This window comes from Tsukamurella strandjordii (genome assembly GCF_039525985.1).
GTDB classification, from domain to species: Bacteria; Actinomycetota; Actinomycetes; order Mycobacteriales; family Mycobacteriaceae; genus Tsukamurella; species Tsukamurella strandjordii.
Window position 1 is genome coordinate 87,217 of sequence record NZ_BAAAII010000004.1, and the last position, 17,974, is coordinate 105,190.

Here is a 17,974-nt window from a genome sequence, read left to right on the forward strand (position 1 = left end):
GAGCTCGGCCTCGGGGTGGGGAGCCCGGTCGCGATGCTCGCGGGCAACCGCCACGAGGTCCTGATCGCCCAGTCCACCAACCTGATCACCGGGGCCCGGTTCGCCGCGCTGCACCCCATGGGATCGCTCGACGACCACGTCTACGTGATGGAGGACGCCGGGATCGAGACGCTCATCTACGATCCGAGGCTCTACGAACAGCGCGCCGCCGAACTGCGGGAACGGGTTCCGGGGCTGAAGACCCTGCTCTCCCTGGGGCCCACCGAGGTGGGAACCGACCTCACCGCGGCGGCGGCCCGGTTCGCGCCGCGCCCGCTCGCCGCGCACACCGCCGACCCGTCCACCACCGCCAGTCTGGCGTACACCGGCGGAACCACCGGCAAGAGCAAGGGCGTCATGCTCAGCTACACCGGCGGTGCCGCACTGCTGCGCATCCAACGCACGGAATGGGATTGGCCGCAGGAGATCCGGTTCCTGGTGTGCGCCCCGCTCAGCCATGCGGGCGGCGCCTTCTGGAATCCCACCTCGATGGCGGGCGGATCGATGGTGGTGCTGCCCCGGTTCGAGCCCGAGGCGGTGCTTGCCGCGATCGAGAAGTACCGGATCACCGCCACCATGCTGGTGCCCACGATGCTGTACGCGCTGCTCGATCATCCGAAGTTCGACGACTACGACCTGTCCAGCCTGGAGACGGTGTTCTACGGCGCCTCGGCGATCTCGCCGTCGCGCCTCGCCGAGGCGATCGACCGGATCGGCCCGAAGTTCTTCCAGTTCTACGGCCAGGCGGAGTGCCCCATGACCATCGCGGTGCTCTCGCGCGAGGATCACGCCAAGGCTCGCGCGGAGCGCCCGGAACGGCTCGCCAGCTGCGGAAAGCCGGTGCCATGGGTGCACGTGGCACTGCTCGACGATGCGGGAAACCGTGTGCCGGAAGGGGAGCCGGGGGAGATCTGCGTGCGCGGCCCGCTCGTGATGCAGGGGTACCTGAACAAGCCCGAACAGACCGCCGAGGCCACCGCGCACGGCTGGCTGCACACCGGCGACGTCGGGCGGTTCGACGACGAGGGTTTCCTCTACATCGTCGACCGGAAGAAGGACATGGTGGTGACGGGCGGCTTCAACGTCTTCCCGCGCGAGGTCGAGGACGTGATCTCGACCGATCCCGCCGTCGCCGCGGTGGCCGTGATCGGTGTGCCGGACGAGAAGTGGGGCGAGGCGGTGACCGCCGTGGTGGTCCCGCGAGAGGGCGCCACGATCGATGTCGAGGGCCTGCGGGATCTGGTGCGTGAGCGCAAGGGCGCGGTGTACACCCCGAAGACCGTCGAGATCGTCGATGCGATCCCCGTCAGCCCCCTCGGTAAGCCGGACAAGAAGGCGCTCCGCGCCCGGTTCGCCTGACCGCCCCGCGGCCCCGTCTCCCTGACTTAACTGCGTTAGCCCACAGAATCCTCTCGGGATTCGTGTGGGCTAACGCAGTTAAGTCAGCGGGGGAGGGGCGACGGTGCGCGGCTAGCGGCCGTGGAAGACGGGCTTGCGCTTCTCGGCGAAGGCGCGCGGGCCCTCTTTGGAATCCTCGGACTTGAAGACCGCGAGGCCGAGCGCCGCGTCGATCTTGAAGGCCTCCTCCTCGTGCATGCCCTCGGTCTCGCGCATGGTCCGCAGGATGGCCTGCACGGCCAGCGGTCCGTTGGCGTTTACCAGCTCCGCGAGTTCGAGCGCCTTGTCGAGGGCCGAGCCGTCGGGCACCACGTGGCCGACGAGGCCGTACTCCAGGGCCTCGGCCGCGGTGATGTGCCGGCCGGTGAGCAGCAGATCGGCGGCCACGGTGTACGGGATCTGCCGCGGCAGCCGGACGGCGGAGCCACCCATCGGGAACAGGCTCCACTTCGCCTCCGAGACACCGAACCGCGCGCTCTCGCCCGCCACCCGGATATCGGTGCCCTGCAACAGTTCCGTGCCGCCCGCGATGGCCGCTCCCTCCACCGCCGCGATCAGCGGTTTGCTGGGGCGGCGTCCCTTGATCAGGCCGGGGATGCGGGCGGGATCGAAGCCGCCGCTGGACATGGTGTCGCCCGGATTCGATTTCGCCATGTTCTTCAGATCGGCGCCGGCGCAGAAGGCGCCGCCGGCGCCGGTGAGGATGGCACTACGGATCTCGGGATCGGTGTCGATCCGGTCCCAGGATTCGGTCATGATCCGCAGCATCTCGCCGGTCAGGGCGTTCTTGGCGTGCGGCCGGTTCATCGTGATGATCAGCGTGTGGCCGCGCTGTTCGACGAGGGCGTGCGGGGCGTCGGACATGGCGCGCTCCTTTGTCAGGCGAGAGCTCCCGGACCGGGATCGATGGGAATGCGGAGATTCCGCTTCGCCAGACAGTAACACGTTCTAGTTTGGTGGAAAGCTCTCTTCAGGAGGAATCACATGCGCACACCCCTGTGTGACGATCTGGGCATCGAGTACCCGATCATCGCGTTCACCCCGTCGGAACACGTGGCCGCCGCCGTTTCCCGCGCCGGCGGGCTCGGCGTGCTGGGCTGTGTGCGGTTCAACGATCCCGACGAGCTGGACGCCGTGCTCGACTGGATGGACGCCAATACCGGCGGTCGCCCGTACGGCGTGGACATCGTGATGCCGAACAAGGTGCCCACCGAGGGTTCGGCGGGCGACCTCACCGAGTTGATCCCGGAGGAGCACCGCGACTTCGTCGAACGCACGCTCCGCGAACTCGGCGTGCCGGAGCTGCCCGAGGGTGAGGCCGGCGCCGGGGTGCTCGGCTGGCTGCACTCGGTGGCGCGCTCACACGTGGAAGTGGCACTCAAGCACCGCATCGTCCTGATCGCCAACGCCCTCGGATCCCCGCCGGACGATGTGATCGTGGCGGCGCACGACAAGGGTGTGCAGGTGGCCGCGCTGGCCGGCCGCGCGACCCACGCCCGCGCGCACGTCGACAGCGGCGTCGACATCGTGATCGCTCAGGGCTACGAGGCGGGTGGCCACACCGGTGAGATCGCCTCCATGGTGCTGCTCCCCGAGATCGTGGACGCCGTGGGCGACGAGGCCACGGTGGTGGCGGCCGGCGGGATCGGCTCCGGCCGGCAGATCGCCGCGGCGCTCGCGCTCGGCGCCGACGGGGTGTGGATGGGCTCCTACTGGCTCACCACCACCGAATACCTGGAGACGCACACCAAGTCGCAGACCATGCAGGACGCGCTGGTGGCCGCGACCTCCGCCGACACGGTGCGCACCCGGATCTTCTCCGGGAAGCCGGCCCGCCTGCTCAAGACCCGGTGGACGCAGGCCTGGGAGCAGGCCGGCGCACCGTCGGCCCTGCCCATGCCCCTGCAGAACCTGCTGGTGGGTGAGGCGCACAAGCGGATCAGCGCATCAGGCGATCCGTCCGTGGTGGCGATGCCCGTGGGACAGATCGTGGGCCGGATGAACGCCGTGCGACCGGTCGCGGAGATCATGGCCGAACTGGTCGGCGAGTTCGACGATTCCGTCGAGCGCCTGAACCTGGCACGCTGACGTCATGGGAACCAATCAGCGCGGCCAGATCCAGATGAGCGAGGCGGAGATCGCCGAGTTCCTCGACCGGAGCCGCACCGCGACCATCGCCACCGTGGGCGCGAGCGGCGCTCCGCACCTGGTGGCCATGTGGTACGCCGTGATCGACGGCGATCTGTGGATCGAGACCAAGGCCAAATCGCAGAAGGTGGTGAACCTTCGCCGCAATCCGGTGATGAGCGCCTCGATCGAGACCGGCGACTCCTACGACCAGTTGCGCGGCATCGCCATCGAGGGCACCGCGGAGATCGTCGAGGACGAGGCGACAGTGCGTGCGGTGTGCGAGCAGGTCTATGAGCGCTATTTCGGTCCGTACACCGAGGAGCTCAAGCCCGCGATCGATGCCATGATGAACAAGCGCGTCGCCGTGCGGCTGCGTACCGCGCGCACCCGCAGCTGGGACCATCGCAAACTGGGGATGCCCCCGATGCCCGTGAGCGGCAACACCGCCCAGTACCTCTGACGCCCGTGTCCGGTATCGAGGTGCAATTGAGCCCGTGCGTCGGTGGGCTGGTTCGCACGTGGTCGGACGATGGGACCGACCGGCTGTGGGCGGTGCCCGACGATGCCTGGTTGCGCGATACCCAGGGCACCGGCCGGCTCGGTCGGACGGCCTTGTCGGAGGCGCACTTCCGGGAGAGCGCGGAGCTCACCGACGGCGCATTGATCGTGCGCCCGCGGCTGCCCGTGCAGACCGCCGGCGGCCTCACGATGGCCGCGCAGACGGTGGAACTGCGTGAGGCCAAACGTCCCTCGCGGGGCACGCGGGAGGATTTCGGCGAGCTGTTGGCCCGGGCTGTCCAGCATTGCGTGGACACCTACGAGTTCCTGGTGATCGGCCCCGGAGGGCAGGGCCCGGGGCTCGCGCCGCTGTGCCTGTTCGCCGTGCTGCCCGACGGTGCCGACCACGCCATCGTCGTCGAAGCGGAACCGCCGCCCGAGGATTCGCTGCTGTGGGCGGCGTTCCTCGAGGCCGAGTCCCCGAGCGCGACCATGAGCGCACCCCTGAACCCCGAGACGACCGCCGCGGTACCGCTGTTGATGTCCGAGGCGATCGGTCGATGGGGGCTGGACCCGTGGGACCTGGCGTTCACCTTCGGCCGCCGCTGACTACCCGCGCGCGGCCTCGATCAGCTTCCGAAGCGTGGGCTCGTCGCGCACCCCACTGAACAGCACCGTGGTGACGGGGCTGTCCCGCCAGAGCTGCAACCGCTCCGCGATCCGCTCGATGGGGCCCACCAGGGTGATCGAATCGGCGAGCTCGTCGGGGACCGCGGCCACGGCCCCGGCCCGATCTCCCGCGAGGAACTTCTCCTGCACCGCGACGGCGGCGTCGGCGTAGCCCAGACGGCCGATGAGGTCGAGATGGAAATTGGTGGACTTGTGCCCCATGCCGCCGATGTAGAAGGCGAGCGGGACCTTGGCCTGGGTGAGTGCCGCGTCCAGATCGTCGGAGACGATCACCGAGACGGTCGCGGCGATCTCGAAACCCTCGGGGCGGCCGGCCAGCGACTGTCCGTAGATGGAGTCCACCTGGGCGGGGTCGATGAACAGCGGCAGCCAGCCGTCGGCGATCTCGGCCGAGAGCGCCACGTTCTTCGGGCCCTCCGCGCCGAGGAAGATCGGGATGCGGGGCCGCACCGGGAGCGCGATCGATTTGAGCGGTTTGCCGAGGCCGGTGCCGCCCGGATAGGGCAGCGGATAATGCGGTCCGGCGCTGGTCACGGGCTCCTCGCGGGCGATCACCCGGCGCACGATGTCGATGTACTCGCGGGTGCGGGCCAGCGGCTTGGGGAAGGGGTTGCCGTACCAGCCCTCGGCCACCTGCGGCCCCGATGCGCCGAGGCCGAGCACCATCCGGCCACCGGACAGTCCGTCGATCGTCAGGGCGTGCATCGCCGTGGCCGTCGGCGTGCGCGCGGGGATCTGGGCCACCGCGGTGCCCAGCTTGATCCGCGTGGTCCGCGACCCGTACCAGGCCAGCGTGGAGAAGGCGTCCGAGCCGTAGGCCTCCGCGGTGAAGGCGTAGTCGTAGCCCAGCTCGTCGGCGGCGATCACCGCCTCGGTGTGGTCCTCGGGACCGCGGGTCCAATAGCCGAGGTTCAGCCCTACGTTCAGATCGTTGACCATCACCCGAATCTAGAACAAGTTCTAGGATTTGGGTTACAGTTCGGTATGGCTTCGCCCACACAGCTCCGCAACACCCTGCCCCCGCGCATCACCGATGAGGTGATCGGGAGTCTCACCGCACTCGTCGTCGCGGACGGCAGCCGCGAGGCCTTCCCGATGATCGAGGTGTTCACCGGCGCACCGATCGGGCCGCTCCCACAGTCCACCCCGGCCGACGTCACCGCGGCCTTCGAGACCGCGCGCACGGCCCAGCAGGAGTGGGCGCAGCGCCCGCTGGAACAGCGGCTCGCCGTGTTCAAGCGGCTGCACGAGCTGATCCTCGAGAACAACGAGCTGCTGGTCGACCTGATCCAGAGCGGCACCGGCAAGAACCGGCGGATGGCCTTCGAGGAGTCCTGCGACGTCCCCATGGTGATCAGCCACTACCTCAAGGCGGCGCCCCGGCTGCTGCGTTCCCGCCGCCGCGGCGGCCCCGTGCCGGTGCTCAGCAACTCGGTGGAGCTGCACCGCCCCAAGGGCGTGATCGGCGTGATCGCGCCGTGGAACTTCCCGTTCGCGATGGCCCTCTCCGATGCCATCCCGGCCCTCATCGCGGGCAATGGCGTGGTGCTCAAGCCCGACAACAAGACCGCGCTCGCCGCCCTCTACGGGGTCGAGCTGCTGCGCCGCGCCGGCGCCCCCGAGGGGCTGTTCCAGGTGGTCTGCGGGCAGGGGCCGGACGTGGGCCCCACGCTGATCGACGAATCCGATTTCGTCATGTTCACCGGATCCAGCGCCACCGGTGCCACCGTCGGTGAGCGGGCCGGCAAGAACCTGATCGGCTGCAGCCTCGAGCTCGGCGGCAAGAACCCGATGATCGTGCTCGACGACGTCGACCTCGACGAGGCCGTCACCAGCGCCATCTTCGCCGTCTTCGCCAACGCGGGCCAGGCCTGCATGCACATCGAGCGGATGTACATCCACGACAGCATCTTCGACGAGTTCTCCCGCCGATTCGTCGCCGCCGCCGGTGCGCTGAGCCTGGGCGCCACCTACGACTACGAACCCGATATGGGCTCGCTCGCCTCGCCCGATCAACTGCGCCGCGTCTCCGCGCACGTCGAGGACGCCCGCGCCAAGGGCGCCACCGTTCTCTGCGGTGGCCGCGCCCGCACCGATGTCGGCCCTGCCTTCTACGCGCCCACGGTGCTCACCGGCGTCACACCCGATATGCACCTCGCCACCGCCGAGACCTTCGGCCCCGTGGTCTCCCTGTTCCGGTACTCCACCGACGAGGAAGCGGTGCGCCTGGCCAACGACACCCGCTACGGCCTCAACGCCAGCGTGTGGGCCAAGGACCTGCGCCGCGCCGCCCGCATCGGTGCGCAGCTCGAGGCCGGGAACGTGAACATCAACGACGGTTTCGCGGCGTCCTTCGCGAGCAAGGGCACCCCGTCGGGCGGTTGGAAGGCCTCCGGCGTGGGTGTGCGCCACGGCGATGCCGGACTGCTCAAGTACACCGACACCACCAACCTCGCGACCCTCAAGAAGCAGGTCTACGGTGTGCGCCCCGGCCAGACCTACACCCAGTACGCGAAGCAGACGATCCAGGTGCTCCGCCTGATGCGCAAGCTCCGCATCCGCTGATCGCGCCCGGCCGCGCGCTCTCGGAGCGCAGTCCTCGCGCCCCAGTTGTCGGCCCCCTGCGCCACAATCGAGGGGTGCTGTTCACCGAGGTCGTCGCCGCATCCACCGAGGTCGGGCAGACCCGTGCCCGCACCGCCAAGATCGAGACGCTCGCCCGGCTGCTCCGCGGTGCCGACGCCGCGGACGTGCGCCCCGTGGTGGCGTGGTTGTCCGGCACGCTGCTGCAGGAACGCCTGGGCACCGGGTGGCGCGGGGTGGCGAAGATCGTCGACCAGCAGCCGCCCGCAGCCGACCCGTCGCTCACCGTGGCGGAGGTCTCCTCCGCCTTCGACGAGCTCGCGGGCACGGCGGGCGCGGGTTCGGTGGCGCGGCGCAGTGAACTGCTCACGGCGCTGTTCGGCCGCGCGACCGCCGAGGAACGGCGGCTGCTGGTCGGCCTGATCACCGGCGAAGTGCGGCACGGGGCGCTCGCCGGGGTGATGACCGACGCCGTGGCCCGCGCGGCAGGAGTGCCGCTGGCCACGGTCCGGCGCGCCGCGATGCTCTCGGGCTCGCTGCCGGAGACCGCGGCGGCCGCACTGTCCGGCGGGGAGGACGCGCTGGCCGGATTCGGTCTGGAGGTGCTGCGCGGGGTGTCGCCGATGCTGGCCTCGCCCGCCGCGGATCTGCCCGCGGCACTGGCCGACCTGGGGGCCGAGGTGAGCGTGGAGTTCAAGCTCGACGGTGCGCGGATCCAGGTGCACCGCGACGGCGATGCGGTGCGGGTGTACACCCGCACGCTGCGCGATATCACCGCCGCGGTGCCCGAGATCGTCGCGGTCGCCTTGGCGCTGCCGTGCACCTCCGTGGTGCTCGACGGTGAATCCCTCGCGCTCACCGACGCGGGGCGGCCGAGGCCCTTCCAGGAGACGATGAGCCGGTTCGGCTCCACGGAATCCGGGACGGACGAGAGCTCCGTGTTGCGGCCCTTCTTCTTCGACTGCCTGCACCTCGACGGCCGCGACCTGCTCGACGAGCCCCTGTCCGTGCGCCTGGAGGCGCTCGATCGGGTGGCGGGCGAGCTGCGCATCCCCGCGCTGACCCGTCCGTCGGCGGAGGAGGCCGCCACGCACCTGGCGGCGGCCCTCGCGGCGGGGCACGAGGGCGTGATGGTCAAGGCCCTGGACTCGCCCTACGCCGCGGGGCGGCGGGGCCGCGCCTGGCAGAAGGTGAAGCAGTCGTACACGCTCGATCTCGTGGTGCTGGGCGCAGAATGGGGCTACGGCCGGCGCACCGGGATGCTCTCGAACCTGCACCTGGGTGCCCGCGATCCGGACGGTGGCGAGCCGATCATGGTGGGCAAGACCTTCAAGGGCCTCACCGATGCGCTGCTGCGCTGGCAGACCGAGGAATTCCCGAAGCACCGGCGATCCGAGACCCTCGGGGCCGATTCCGGCGCCGATCACACCGGGCCCGCTCGCTCCGCTCCCGGCGCCCACCGCGATGAGCACACCGTGTACCTCCAGCCGGAGATCGTGGTCGAGATCGAGCTCGACGGGGTGCAGCGCTCCCGCCGCTACCCCGGCGGCGTCGCCCTGCGGTTCGCGCGCGTGCTCCGGTACCGGCCCGATAAGACCGCGGCCGAGGCCGACACCATCGATGCGGTGCGCGCCCTACTGCCCGGATAGCGGCACCGTCGCCGCGATCCCGTCGGACCGCAGGGCCCGCTTGAGCACCTTGAACGACGGGGTGCGCGGTAGTTCGTCGACGATGCGCAGCCGCCGGGGCCGCTGCCGCGGACCGAGATCGGGCTGCGCGGCGAGGAATCCGTCGATCTGATCCGGCGTCAGCTCGGCCCCGGGCGCGAGCACGATCGCGGCGGCCACCTGCTCGCCCACCCGGTCCGGCAGGCCGTACACCGCGGCCTCCGCGATCGACGGATGCCGCAACAGCACCCGCTCGATCGGGGCCGCGCCGAGGTTCTCGCCGCCCACCCGCATCCAATCGCCGGTGCGGCCAGCGAAGTACACGAAACCCGCCGCATCGACGTAGGCGAGATCGCCCGTGCGGTACACGCCGCCGGCCGAACGCGCGGCCTCGGCGGCGGGATCCTTGTAGTAGCCGGAGAATCCGCCCGTACCCGCGGTGTTCACGAGTTCGCCGATCGCCTCGTCGGGATTGAGCACCGCACCGTCGGCGCCGATCTTCGCGCGCGGGCATTCGATCGAGGTCTCCGGCTTCCACACGGCGATGCCCGGCGGCAGCGGTCCGAGCGCCGACGGCGGCGTGTCCGGGGTGCGGGCGATCGCGACGCCGTTCTCCGAGGAACCGTAGCCGTCCTGAACGTGGCAGCCGAATCGTCGCGCGAAGGCGGCGATGTCGTCGGACCGGCCCTCGTTGCCGTAGAGCACGCGCAGCGTGTTGTCGGCATCGTCCGGCCGCTCCGGGGTGGCCAGGATGTACGACAGGGGCGTGCCCACGTAGTTGGCGTAGGTGGCGCCGTAGCGGCGTACGTCGGCGAGGAATCCGCTCGCGGAGAACCGTTCCGCCAGCGCGATCGTCGCACCGGCGGCGAGCGCGACCGCCCAGCCCGCGAGCAGTGCGTTGGAGTGGAACATCGGCATCGAGATGTACGCGACGTCGTCGCGGGTGAGGCCGAAGCGTTGCGCGAGCATCACGCCCGCGCCCTCGAACTTGCCGTGGGTGGCCTGCACCGCCTTCGGCTCGCCGCTGGTGCCCGAGGTGAACACCAGGGCCAGGAGCCGATCCGGTTCGAAGGCGGCCCCCGGCGCTGCGGCCTCGCGGTCCACCAGGGTCGCCCACGCGGGACCGTCGAGATCGATCACGGGGACACCGAGATCGAGCCCGTCGAGCAGCGCAGCGTGCCGGCCCGAGGTGAAGACCACCTGGCAGTCGGCGAGCGCGATGTCCCGCGCGAGGGCAGCACCGCGGCGAGTCGGGTTGAGCCCCACCAGGACCGAGCCCGATAGCGCGGCGGCACCGAGCAACAGCGAGAACTCGGGGACGTTGTCGGCGAGCACCCCGAAGTGCGGCGGCGCACCGTCGGGCAACAGCTCGGCCAGGACGGCGGACCGTCGCGCCGAATCGGCGACGTGCTCGGCCCACGTCCACGAGGCATCGCCGGCCCGCAGGCCCACGCCGGGATCATCGGCGCGGGCCAGCAGCAGGTCGGCGATGCTCACGACCGGATCAGGCGCCCAGGAACCGGGCGCACATCTCGCCGATCATGTACGAGGGTGCGTTCGTGTTGCCGCCGGTGATCGAGGGCATGATCGACGCATCGGCCACGCGCAGGCCCTCGATGCCGATCACCCGCAGCTCCGGATCGACCACCGCGCGCTCATCGGTGCCCATCCGGCACGTGCCCACCGGGTGGTACACCGAGTGCACGCGGTTGGGCAGCTCGCGCCGCAGCGCCGCATCGTCCTTGAGCGCCGCACCGGGCGTGAACTCCTCGCTCACCTTGCCGCGCACGGCGGGATGGTTCATCACCTCGCGGACCATGCCGATGCCCTCCATCAGCACCTCGGTGTCCTGCGGATCGCTGAGGTAGGCCGGGTCGATGAGCGGCGCGTCGAGCGGATCGGCGGAGTTCAAGCGCAGTTCGCCGCGGCTCTTCGGGTAGATGAGCGTGGGCAGGATCGTCAGGCCGGGGCGCGGATCGACCATGTGCAGCTTGTCGGCGTCCTGATTCGGGACCGGGTAGTTCCACGGGAGACAGTGGATCTGCAGATCGGGGATGTCCTTGGCGAAGGAGGTCCGGACGAAGCCGACCGCGTCGAAGACTGTTCGCGCCATCCACGTCGTGCCGGGCTTACGGACCTCCGCCGCAAGACCCTTCGCGAAGTAGGCGGGGGTGCCCTTGTTGACGGCGTCCTTCATCAGGAAGGTGGTGGGCACGAACAGGTGATCGTGCAGGTTCTGCCCCACGGGCAGGTCGACCTGGACGTCGATCCCCTTCTCGCGCAGGTGCGCCGCCGGTCCGACACCCGAGAGCATCAGGATCTGCGGGGTGCCGATCACGCCCGCCGAGACGATCACCTCGCGGTTCGCGCGGATGGTGTGCACGCCCTTGCCCTCGAGCACCTCGACGCCGGTGGCCCGGCCGTTCTCGATCACCACGCGCTTGACGTGCGCGTTCACGTGCACCCGCAGGTTGGGGCGCGCGGTGCGCAGGTAGCCCTGCGCGGAGCTGTAGCGGGTGCCGCCCGCGGCGCTCTCCTGGAAGACGCTCACGCCCTCCTGGGAGGGACCGTTGTAGTCCTCGATCCGCGGCGCGTTGAGCGTGCAGGACAGTGCCTCCATGTACGACTTCGTGGCCTCGGTGAGGTCCCGCTGGCGGGTGACCTCGATGGGGCCGCCGCTGCCGCGCAGGTCGCTGGCACCGTCCTCCCAGTTCTCCAGCCGCTTGAACGCGGGCAGCACGCCCTCGTAGTCCCAGCCCTTGGCCCCCTCGTCGGCCCAGGAGTCGTAGTTCGCCCGGTTGCCGCGCACGAACAGCATGCCGTTGATCGAGCTGGACCCGCCCAGGATCTTGCCGCGGGTCATGGGGATCGTGCGGTCGTTGGCGAACTTCTGCGGTACCGAGTTCTGCTTCCACGCCACCCGCGCCTTCATCTGCGGCACGGTGTGCACCATGGTGATCATGCCGGGCACCTGCGTCATCCGGGTGTTGTCGGCCCGCCCGGCCTCCAGCAGCGCGACGGTGGCACCGGTGTCGGCGAGCCGCCCCGCCACCACCGAGCCGGCGCTGCCCGAGCCGACCACGATGTAATCGACCGTCTCGGAGTTCGACAGCGGGACCGTGGCGGTCTTGTACAGCTTGCGGATCATGCGGGGTTCCTTCCGGCGAGAATTGCGCCCAGGGCGCGGAGATGTGCGGTGGCCCCGCCGAGCGCGAACTCGGCGCGCTTGGCGGCCACGAAGTAGCGGTGTGTGGGGTGCTCGGTGTCGATGCCGACGCCGCCGTGCACGTGGACGGTGGTGTGCGCCACCCGGTGTCCGGCCTCGGCCGCCCAGAACTTGGCGGTCGCGATCTCGGCGGCGGCGTCCAACCCCTCGGCTTCACGCCAGGCCGCCTCCAGTGCCGTCAGGCGCACCGCCTCCACGTCGATGTAGGCATCGGCCAGGCGCTGCCGCACGGCCTGGAACGAGCCGATCTGCTTACCGAACTGCTCACGGGTACGGGCGTATTCGGCGGTGAGCTCCAGGGCGCGCTCGGTGACCCCGGCCTGCCAGGCGCACCATCCGATGGTGGCCAGGCGTCGTGCGCGGGCCGGAGCGTCCGCGCCGACCAGCCGGGCGTCCCGGGGGACCGGCGCGGCCGCGGCCTCGACGAGGGCGGTGTCGGTGCCGTTCACCACGTGTTGGCGGGTCACGCTGATGCCCTGGGCATCCCGGGGGACGAGGAACAGGGCGGGCCCGTCCGGTGTATCGGCCTCGATCAGCAGGGTGTCGGCGAAGGCGGCGGACGAGACGGCGGTCTGCGCGCCGTTGAGCCGCCAGCCGTCGCCCGCGACCGTCGCCACGAAGCCGGTGTGGTCGTCGCCGAAGACGGCGGCAACGGTGTCCGTGCCGCGCAGGACGGGGAGCGCCCACTGCTCGATCTGGGCGGGTGTGCCGTACTCGACGATCGTCTCGGCGCCCACCAGGATCGAGTCGAGGTAGGGCGCGGGGGCCACGGTGCGGCCCAGTTCGGTGAGGACCGCGGCGTGCGCGGTGATGCCGAGCGCGCCGCCGCCGATCGACGCGGGCAGCGCCGCATCGAGGATGCCCGACCGGGCGAGCACGGCCCACAGGTCGCGATCGAGCCCCGAATCGCCGGGGTGCGGGTTCTTCGCGGCCCAGTCCTCGGTGATCCGCCGGGTGAGTGCGGCGAGATCGGCCTGCGCCTCGGGAACGGTGAAGTCCATGCGATGCCTCTTTCGCGTCTCAGCGGCTCACGGGCAGGTGGAGTCCGGCGCCGGCGATCAGATCGCGCTGGACCTCGTTGGTGCCGCCGCCGAAGGTGAGGATCAGCGAGCTGCGGTGCAGCCGCTCGATCCGGCCCCGGAGCAGCGTGCCGGGTGATTTCGCGCGGATGATGCCCGCGCTGCCGAGCACCTCCATCAGCAGGCGATAGCCCTCGGTGGCGTACTCGGTGCCGAAGACCTTGGTCGCGGAGGCGTCGGCCGGACCGAGCTCGCTGTGATCGGCCGCCCACGCGATCTTCCAGTTCCGCAGCTTGAGGTACTGCGCGTGCGCGTACACCCGGGCCAGATGCGTCTGGACCCACTCCGCGTCGATCACCCGCGAACCGTCGGCCAGCTTGGTGTTCTGCGCCCAGTGCCGCACCTGCCGCTCGGAGTCGAGCAGCGGCGCCGCCGAGGTGAGGGCCACCCGCTCGTGATTGAGCTGGTTGGTGATCAGTTTCCAGCCGCCGTGCAGCTCGCCCACCAGCGAGGTCGCGGGGACGCGCACGTCCTCGTAGTAGGTGGCCGAGGTCCCGGGGCCGGCCACGGTGTGCACCTTGGTCCAGGAGAAGCCGTCCGAGCCGGTGGGCACGATGAGGATCGACAGGCCCTTGTGCCGGGTCGCCTCGGGGTCGGTGCGGGCGGCCAGCCAGATGTAATCGGCGTACTCGATGAGCGAGGTCCACATCTTCTGGCCGTTGATCACGTAGTCGTCGCCGTCGCGCACCGCGCGGGTGCGCAGAGCGGCGAGGTCGGTGCCGGCCTCGGGTTCGGAGTAGCCGATGGAGAAGTGGGTCTCGCCCGCGGCGATGCCGGGCAGCAGCTGCGCCTTCTGCTCATCGGTGCCTCCGGCCATGATGGCCGGGCCCACGGTGTTCACGGTGAGGAAGGGCACCGGCACGCCGGCGATCGCGGCCTCGTCGGTGAAGATCAGTTGGTCGAGCATCGGGCGGTTCTGGCCGCCGTACTCCTCGGGCCAGCCGATCGCGAGCCAGCCGTCGTGGCCGAGTTTGCGCGTGATCTCCTTGTAGACCTCGCCGTCGCCGTATTCTCCCGAGGGGCCGCCGATGATGGCCTCGCGCCGTTCGGGCGTCATGAGCTGCTCGAAGTAGGCGCGGAGCGTGGCGCGCAACTCCCGCTGCTCCGGGGTGTGGTCGATCCGCATGGCGCCACTGTAGAACAAGTTCTAGAAAAGTGAAGCGAATCGGCGCCCATACCGGTAATTTCCCAGGTGTGAACGATCGCGGATCGTTCGATGGAACACGTTCTCATGGGAAGGGTGGCGCGATGACGCAGGGCGCACTGGCGAACCTCGACGGCAAGGTGGCGATCGTGACCGGCGCGGGCGCCGGACTCGGCCGGGCGGAGGCCCTGGCCCTGGCCCGTGGCGGCGCCGCGGTGGTGGTCGGCGATGTGGCACCGGCCGCGAAGGACGTGGTCGAACAGATCCGGGCCGAGGGCGGCCGCGCGGAACTCGTGCTCGGCGATTCGGGCGACAGGGAGACCGCCGATGCGTTGATGGCGGCGGCCGAGGGCCTCGGCGGGCTGCACATCGTGGTCAACAACGCCGGATTCTGCCGCGACAAGATGATCTTCTCCATGTCCGACGAGGAGTTCGATTCGGTGGTCCGCGTGCACCTGCGCGGCCACTTCCTGCTCTCCCGCAACGCCTCCGCGTACTGGCGCGATGCGGCGAAGGCCTCGGGCGGCGAGGTCTACGGCCGGGTGATCAACACCTCGTCGGAGGCCTTCCTGTTCGGCTCCGTAGGGCAGCCGAACTACGCCGCGGCGAAGGCCGGCATCGCGGCGCTCACCATCGCCACCGCCCGCGGTCTCGGCCGGTACGGGGTGCGCGCCAACGCGATCTGCCCGCGTGCCCGGACGGCCATGACCGAGGGCGTCTTCGGCGACGCGCCCGACGGCACCGTCGACCCGCTCTCGGTGGATCACGTCGCCCGGTTCGTGCGCTTCCTCGCCGGACCGGAGGCGGAGAAGATCAACGGCCAGGTGTTCGTGGTGCACGGCGGCATGGTGGCGCTGATGGCGCCGCCCAGCCTGGAGCAGCGGTTCGACGCCGCATCGGGTCAGTGGGACGAGGCCGATCTCGCGGCCGCCGTGGGCGGCTACTTCGCGGACCGCGACGACCGCATGTTCGTCGCCGCACAGCTGGAAGGGTGATCGTGATGGCGCGACTACAGGGGAAGCGGGCGCTGGTCACGGGCGCTGCACGGGGTCAGGGCGCCGCCGTGGTGCGCCGCTTCGTGGCCGAGGGTGCGCAGGTGCTGTTCGGTGACGTGCTCGACGAGCAAGGTGCGGCCCTCGCCGACGAGCTCGGCCCCGCCGCGGTGTACCGGCATCTCGATGTGACCAGCGAGGACGACTGGGCCTCCGCGGTTTCCGCGGTGCAGGAGTCCTTCGGCGGCCTCGACATCCTGGTGAACAACGCGGGCGTGCTGTTCTTCTCGGCCCTGGAGCAGACCGCGCTGGCCGACTACGAGCGCGTGATCCGGATCAACCAGTTCGGCTGCTTCCTCGGCATGCGTGCCGCGGTCGAGCCGATGAAGGACGCCGGCGGCGGATCGATCGTGAACACCTCCTCGGTCGAGGGGCTCGGCGGCATGCCGTACCTGACCGCGTACACCGCCAGCAAGTTCGCGATCCGCGGCATGACCAAGTCCGCCGCGATGGAACTGGGCCAGTACGGAATCCGCGTCAACTCCGTGCACCCCGGGATGATCGACACCGCGATGGTGGCCGATGCGCTGGGTGGCAACGAGCCGCCCACCGATTGGCTCAAGCAGCGCCTGCCGATCGGCCGACAGGGCACCGCCGACGAGATCGCCTCGCTCGTACTGTTCCTCGCCTCCGATGAGAGCAGCTACAGCACGGGCGCCGAGTTCGTCGCCGACGGTGGCGCCACCGCGACGCACGCACTGAAGCTGTAAATGCCTTCCGCTGCAGCGATCCGCGCGGTCGTCGAGGCCTCGCCGGCCGCCGTCGCCGCGCACGACAAGGCCGCCTGGACGGCGTTGTTCGCCCCGGACGGGCAGGTGCACGACCCGGTGGGCTCACGCCCGCAGACCACGTCTGAGGCGATCAGCCGGTTCTACGACATGTTCATCGCGCCGAACCGGATCGTCTTCGACGTGGAGCACGATGTGATCGACGGGGACACCATGATCCGCGATCTCACCGTGCACACCACCATGAGCACCGGTGTCACCCTGCACATCCCGATGCACCTGCGCTACACCGTGGTCGGTGAGGGTGACGCCGCGCGGATCGCGGGGTTGTACGCGCACTGGGAGCTGCGCGGGATGATCGCGCAACTGCTGCGTTCGGGACCACGTGGTCTGGCCGCGGGAACCATCCTGGGGCCGAGGCTCTTCCGCACTCTCGGTGTGCAGGCGGGGGCCGGTTTCCTCGCGGGACTGCGCGGCGTCGGGTCCGCGGGCCGTCGTCGCGCCGTCGAGCTACTGCGTGCGCAAGGCCTCCGAACCGGCAAGGCCCTCGCCGCCGGACCGATGGTCACCGTCACCGTCTTCGACGGCGCCCGGCGCGGCCTCGCCCTCGTCGACTTCACCCCCACCAGCCCTACCACCCCCGGGTCCCCCGCCATCAGGCTCCACTTCCCGACTTAACGTCGTTAGCCCACACCCCGTCCTGGGGAAACACCTGCATCGATTGCTAGTGACTAGGCGGTAGCTCGGCCGTCGCGTTCCGCCATCGCGGCGCGGACCCGCCGGATCAACACGTCCGGACGATGCGCGAGCGGTCCGGCGGTCACGATGATCAACCGCCACCCGTCGGCCTGCAGGGCGTTCCACTTCTCCGCGTCGTGCGCATGCTGCTGCGCGGAGCGGTGATGCGCGCCGTCGTATTCCACCGCCACCTTGAGCTCCGGATCAGCGAGGTCGAGGTAGTACGCACCGTCGAACACCGGCACCTGCGGGACCATCGTGACCAGGCCGACGCGGTGAAGAGTGAGGCGCGCGAAGGACTCCCACGGTGATTCGGCCCGCCCGTCCGCCTCGTCGAGCACGGCCCGCACGCGAGTCCCGCGCCACCACTCGCGCCGGTCGAGTTCGCGCTCGATCGCGGCGCGCGTGGTCATCGCCGGGCGCCGGACCCACGCCGGCGGGGTGGCCGTGGCCGGACGCCCGTGCACGCGCAGGCACTGATCCATGGCCGCGATCGCCTCATCCCCGGGGGTGTATCGCGCCAGGTCGATGGCGGTCCGGACGGCGGACGTGTACCGCAGCGCACCGTCGACCACGATCTCGGAGGGTTCGAGCGCGGCCATCCGGCAGATGACGCCGCGCCGCCGGATCTGCCGCGGTCCCATCACCTCGACGAGCGTCCGGGAGCCGGCCATCGTGTGCCCGTGCAGCCGGGCCGCGGTCCAGCCGCATAGCGTGGACTCGGGGTACAGCCGCAGCATCGCGGTGGCGAGATGACCGATGTCGGGCTGTACGCCGCGCCGCACCCGGACGCCGCCGGTGACGCAGCGGTGACTCCGCTCGACCGCGTAGCGTCCCTCGGCGGCGATCAGGTCCCGCGACAGGAACACCTCGCGCTCGAATTCCTCCATACCCATTGGACGCACCGGCGCCGGAATCGGCTCCGAACCGGACTTGGTTGCACTTCGGGTAGCTGTTCTCCCTGGACGAGATGTGGGCTAACGACGTTAAGTCGGGACAGGG

16 protein-coding genes are annotated in these 17,974 nt (G+C 70.4%); 9 read left to right on the top strand and 7 right to left on the bottom strand.

Annotation, left to right across the window (positions count from 1 at the left end; translation table 11 throughout):
* Positions 1 to 1,398: AMP-binding protein (locus ABD108_RS06370; RefSeq protein WP_343929808.1), on the top strand; the 1,398-nt coding region annotated here is incomplete at its 5' end.
* 111 nt (positions 1,399 to 1,509) lie between these two features.
* Here the strand turns inward: ABD108_RS06370 and ABD108_RS06375 are convergent.
* Positions 1,510 to 2,301, bottom strand: coding sequence for a crotonase/enoyl-CoA hydratase family protein (locus tag ABD108_RS06375; protein ID WP_305111325.1), 792 nt, complete (start codon positions 2,299 to 2,301; stop codon positions 1,510 to 1,512).
* A 120-nt stretch (positions 2,302 to 2,421) separates the two neighbouring features.
* Between ABD108_RS06375 and ABD108_RS06380 the strand changes: the two genes are divergently transcribed.
* The 3 genes from ABD108_RS06380 to ABD108_RS06390 are packed head-to-tail and all read left to right on the top strand — an operon-like array spanning position 2,422 to position 4,674.
* Entirely contained in the window at positions 2,422 to 3,525 is a 1,104-nt protein-coding gene (locus tag ABD108_RS06380) for an NAD(P)H-dependent flavin oxidoreductase (RefSeq protein ID WP_343929809.1), read from the top strand.
* Positions 3,526 to 3,529: 4 nt separating this feature from the next.
* The gene (locus ABD108_RS06385; protein ID WP_220657590.1) at positions 3,530 to 4,027 is read left to right on the top strand and encodes a pyridoxamine 5'-phosphate oxidase family protein; all 498 of its coding nucleotides are present in this window, start codon (positions 3,530 to 3,532) and stop codon (positions 4,025 to 4,027) included.
* A gap of 5 nt (positions 4,028 to 4,032) precedes the next feature.
* Positions 4,033 to 4,674 carry a hypothetical protein gene (locus ABD108_RS06390; protein ID WP_343929810.1) on the top strand — a complete coding sequence of 214 codons (642 nt, stop codon included), beginning with the start codon at positions 4,033 to 4,035 and terminating at the stop codon, positions 4,672 to 4,674.
* Here the strand turns inward: ABD108_RS06390 and ABD108_RS06395 are convergent, their stop codons facing one another.
* Positions 4,675 to 5,682 (bottom strand): LLM class F420-dependent oxidoreductase, encoded by a 1,008-nt coding sequence (locus ABD108_RS06395; protein WP_220658554.1) that lies wholly within the window; start codon positions 5,680 to 5,682, stop codon positions 4,675 to 4,677. It lies immediately after the preceding gene.
* Positions 5,683 to 5,739: 57 nt separating this feature from the next.
* Between ABD108_RS06395 and ABD108_RS06400 the strand changes: the two genes are divergently transcribed.
* Positions 5,740 to 7,320 (top strand): succinic semialdehyde dehydrogenase, encoded by a 1,581-nt coding sequence (locus ABD108_RS06400; RefSeq protein ID WP_220657592.1) that lies wholly within the window; start codon positions 5,740 to 5,742, stop codon positions 7,318 to 7,320.
* Between the two features lie 74 nt (positions 7,321 to 7,394).
* Positions 7,395 to 8,987: an ATP-dependent DNA ligase gene (locus ABD108_RS06405; protein ID WP_343929811.1), complete on the top strand. Its 1,593-nt coding sequence runs from the start codon at positions 7,395 to 7,397 to the stop codon at positions 8,985 to 8,987.
* Here the strand turns inward: ABD108_RS06405 and ABD108_RS06410 are convergent.
* From ABD108_RS06410 to ABD108_RS06425, 4 genes are read right to left on the bottom strand one after another with little or no spacing between them, the layout of a single operon-like run.
* Complete coding sequence (locus ABD108_RS06410) at positions 8,973 to 10,502, bottom strand: long-chain-fatty-acid--CoA ligase (protein ID WP_343929812.1); 1,530 nt, start codon at positions 10,500 to 10,502, stop codon at positions 8,973 to 8,975. The genes ABD108_RS06405 and ABD108_RS06410 overlap by 15 nt on opposite strands.
* 7 nt (positions 10,503 to 10,509) lie before the next feature.
* The gene (locus ABD108_RS06415; protein WP_343929813.1) at positions 10,510 to 12,153 is read right to left on the bottom strand and encodes a GMC family oxidoreductase; all 1,644 of its coding nucleotides are present in this window, start codon (positions 12,151 to 12,153) and stop codon (positions 10,510 to 10,512) included.
* Entirely contained in the window at positions 12,150 to 13,232 is a 1,083-nt protein-coding gene (locus ABD108_RS06420; protein WP_343929814.1) for an acyl-CoA dehydrogenase family protein, read from the bottom strand. The genes ABD108_RS06415 and ABD108_RS06420 overlap by 4 nt, the downstream gene beginning before the upstream one ends.
* Positions 13,233 to 13,251: 19 nt before the next feature.
* Positions 13,252 to 14,436, bottom strand: a complete 1,185-nt coding sequence (locus tag ABD108_RS06425) for an acyl-CoA dehydrogenase family protein (RefSeq protein ID WP_220657597.1) — start codon at positions 14,434 to 14,436, stop codon at positions 13,252 to 13,254.
* 122 nt (positions 14,437 to 14,558) lie between these two features.
* Between ABD108_RS06425 and ABD108_RS06430 the strand changes: the two genes are divergently transcribed.
* Genes ABD108_RS06430 through ABD108_RS06440 form a run of 3 tightly spaced genes read left to right on the top strand, consistent with a single transcriptional unit; the run spans position 14,559 to position 16,912 of the window.
* Complete coding sequence (locus ABD108_RS06430; protein ID WP_220657598.1) at positions 14,559 to 15,449, top strand: 3-oxoacyl-ACP reductase; 891 nt, start codon at positions 14,559 to 14,561, stop codon at positions 15,447 to 15,449.
* Positions 15,450 to 15,454: 5 nt separating this feature from the next.
* Positions 15,455 to 16,216, top strand: a complete 762-nt coding sequence (locus tag ABD108_RS06435) for a glucose 1-dehydrogenase (RefSeq protein WP_343929815.1) — start codon at positions 15,455 to 15,457, stop codon at positions 16,214 to 16,216.
* Positions 16,217 to 16,912 (top strand): nuclear transport factor 2 family protein, encoded by a 696-nt coding sequence (locus ABD108_RS06440; RefSeq protein ID WP_343929816.1) that lies wholly within the window; start codon positions 16,217 to 16,219, stop codon positions 16,910 to 16,912.
* A gap of 53 nt (positions 16,913 to 16,965) precedes the next feature.
* Here ABD108_RS06440 and ABD108_RS06445 read toward each other — a convergent pair whose 3' ends face one another.
* Positions 16,966 to 17,862: a DUF559 domain-containing protein gene (locus ABD108_RS06445; protein ID WP_343929817.1), complete on the bottom strand. Its 897-nt coding sequence runs from the start codon at positions 17,860 to 17,862 to the stop codon at positions 16,966 to 16,968.
* Between the last annotated feature and the right edge of the window lie 112 nt (positions 17,863 to 17,974).

Excerpts from the sequence above, each read along its gene's own strand:
- ABD108_RS06440 (WP_343929816.1), top strand. The coding sequence starts at position 16,217 with ATGCCTTCCGCTGCAGCGATCCGCGCGGTCGTCGAGGCCTCGCCGGCC.
- ABD108_RS06385 (WP_220657590.1), top strand. The coding sequence starts at position 3,530 with ATGGGAACCAATCAGCGCGGCCAGATCCAGATGAGCGAGGCGGAGATC.
- ABD108_RS06380 (WP_343929809.1), top strand. The coding sequence starts at position 2,422 with ATGCGCACACCCCTGTGTGACGATCTGGGCATCGAGTACCCGATCATC.
- ABD108_RS06425 (WP_220657597.1), bottom strand. The coding sequence starts at position 14,436 with ATGCGGATCGACCACACCCCGGAGCAGCGGGAGTTGCGCGCCACGCTC.
- ABD108_RS06375 (WP_305111325.1), bottom strand. The coding sequence starts at position 2,301 with ATGTCCGACGCCCCGCACGCCCTCGTCGAACAGCGCGGCCACACGCTG.
- ABD108_RS06445 (WP_343929817.1), bottom strand. The coding sequence starts at position 17,862 with ATGGAGGAATTCGAGCGCGAGGTGTTCCTGTCGCGGGACCTGATCGCC.
- ABD108_RS06430 (WP_220657598.1), top strand. The coding sequence starts at position 14,559 with ATGACGCAGGGCGCACTGGCGAACCTCGACGGCAAGGTGGCGATCGTG.
- ABD108_RS06420 (WP_343929814.1), bottom strand. The coding sequence starts at position 13,232 with ATGGACTTCACCGTTCCCGAGGCGCAGGCCGATCTCGCCGCACTCACC.
- ABD108_RS06435 (WP_343929815.1), top strand. The coding sequence starts at position 15,455 with ATGGCGCGACTACAGGGGAAGCGGGCGCTGGTCACGGGCGCTGCACGG.
- ABD108_RS06400 (WP_220657592.1), top strand. The coding sequence starts at position 5,740 with ATGGCTTCGCCCACACAGCTCCGCAACACCCTGCCCCCGCGCATCACC.
- ABD108_RS06415 (WP_343929813.1), bottom strand. The coding sequence starts at position 12,153 with ATGATCCGCAAGCTGTACAAGACCGCCACGGTCCCGCTGTCGAACTCC.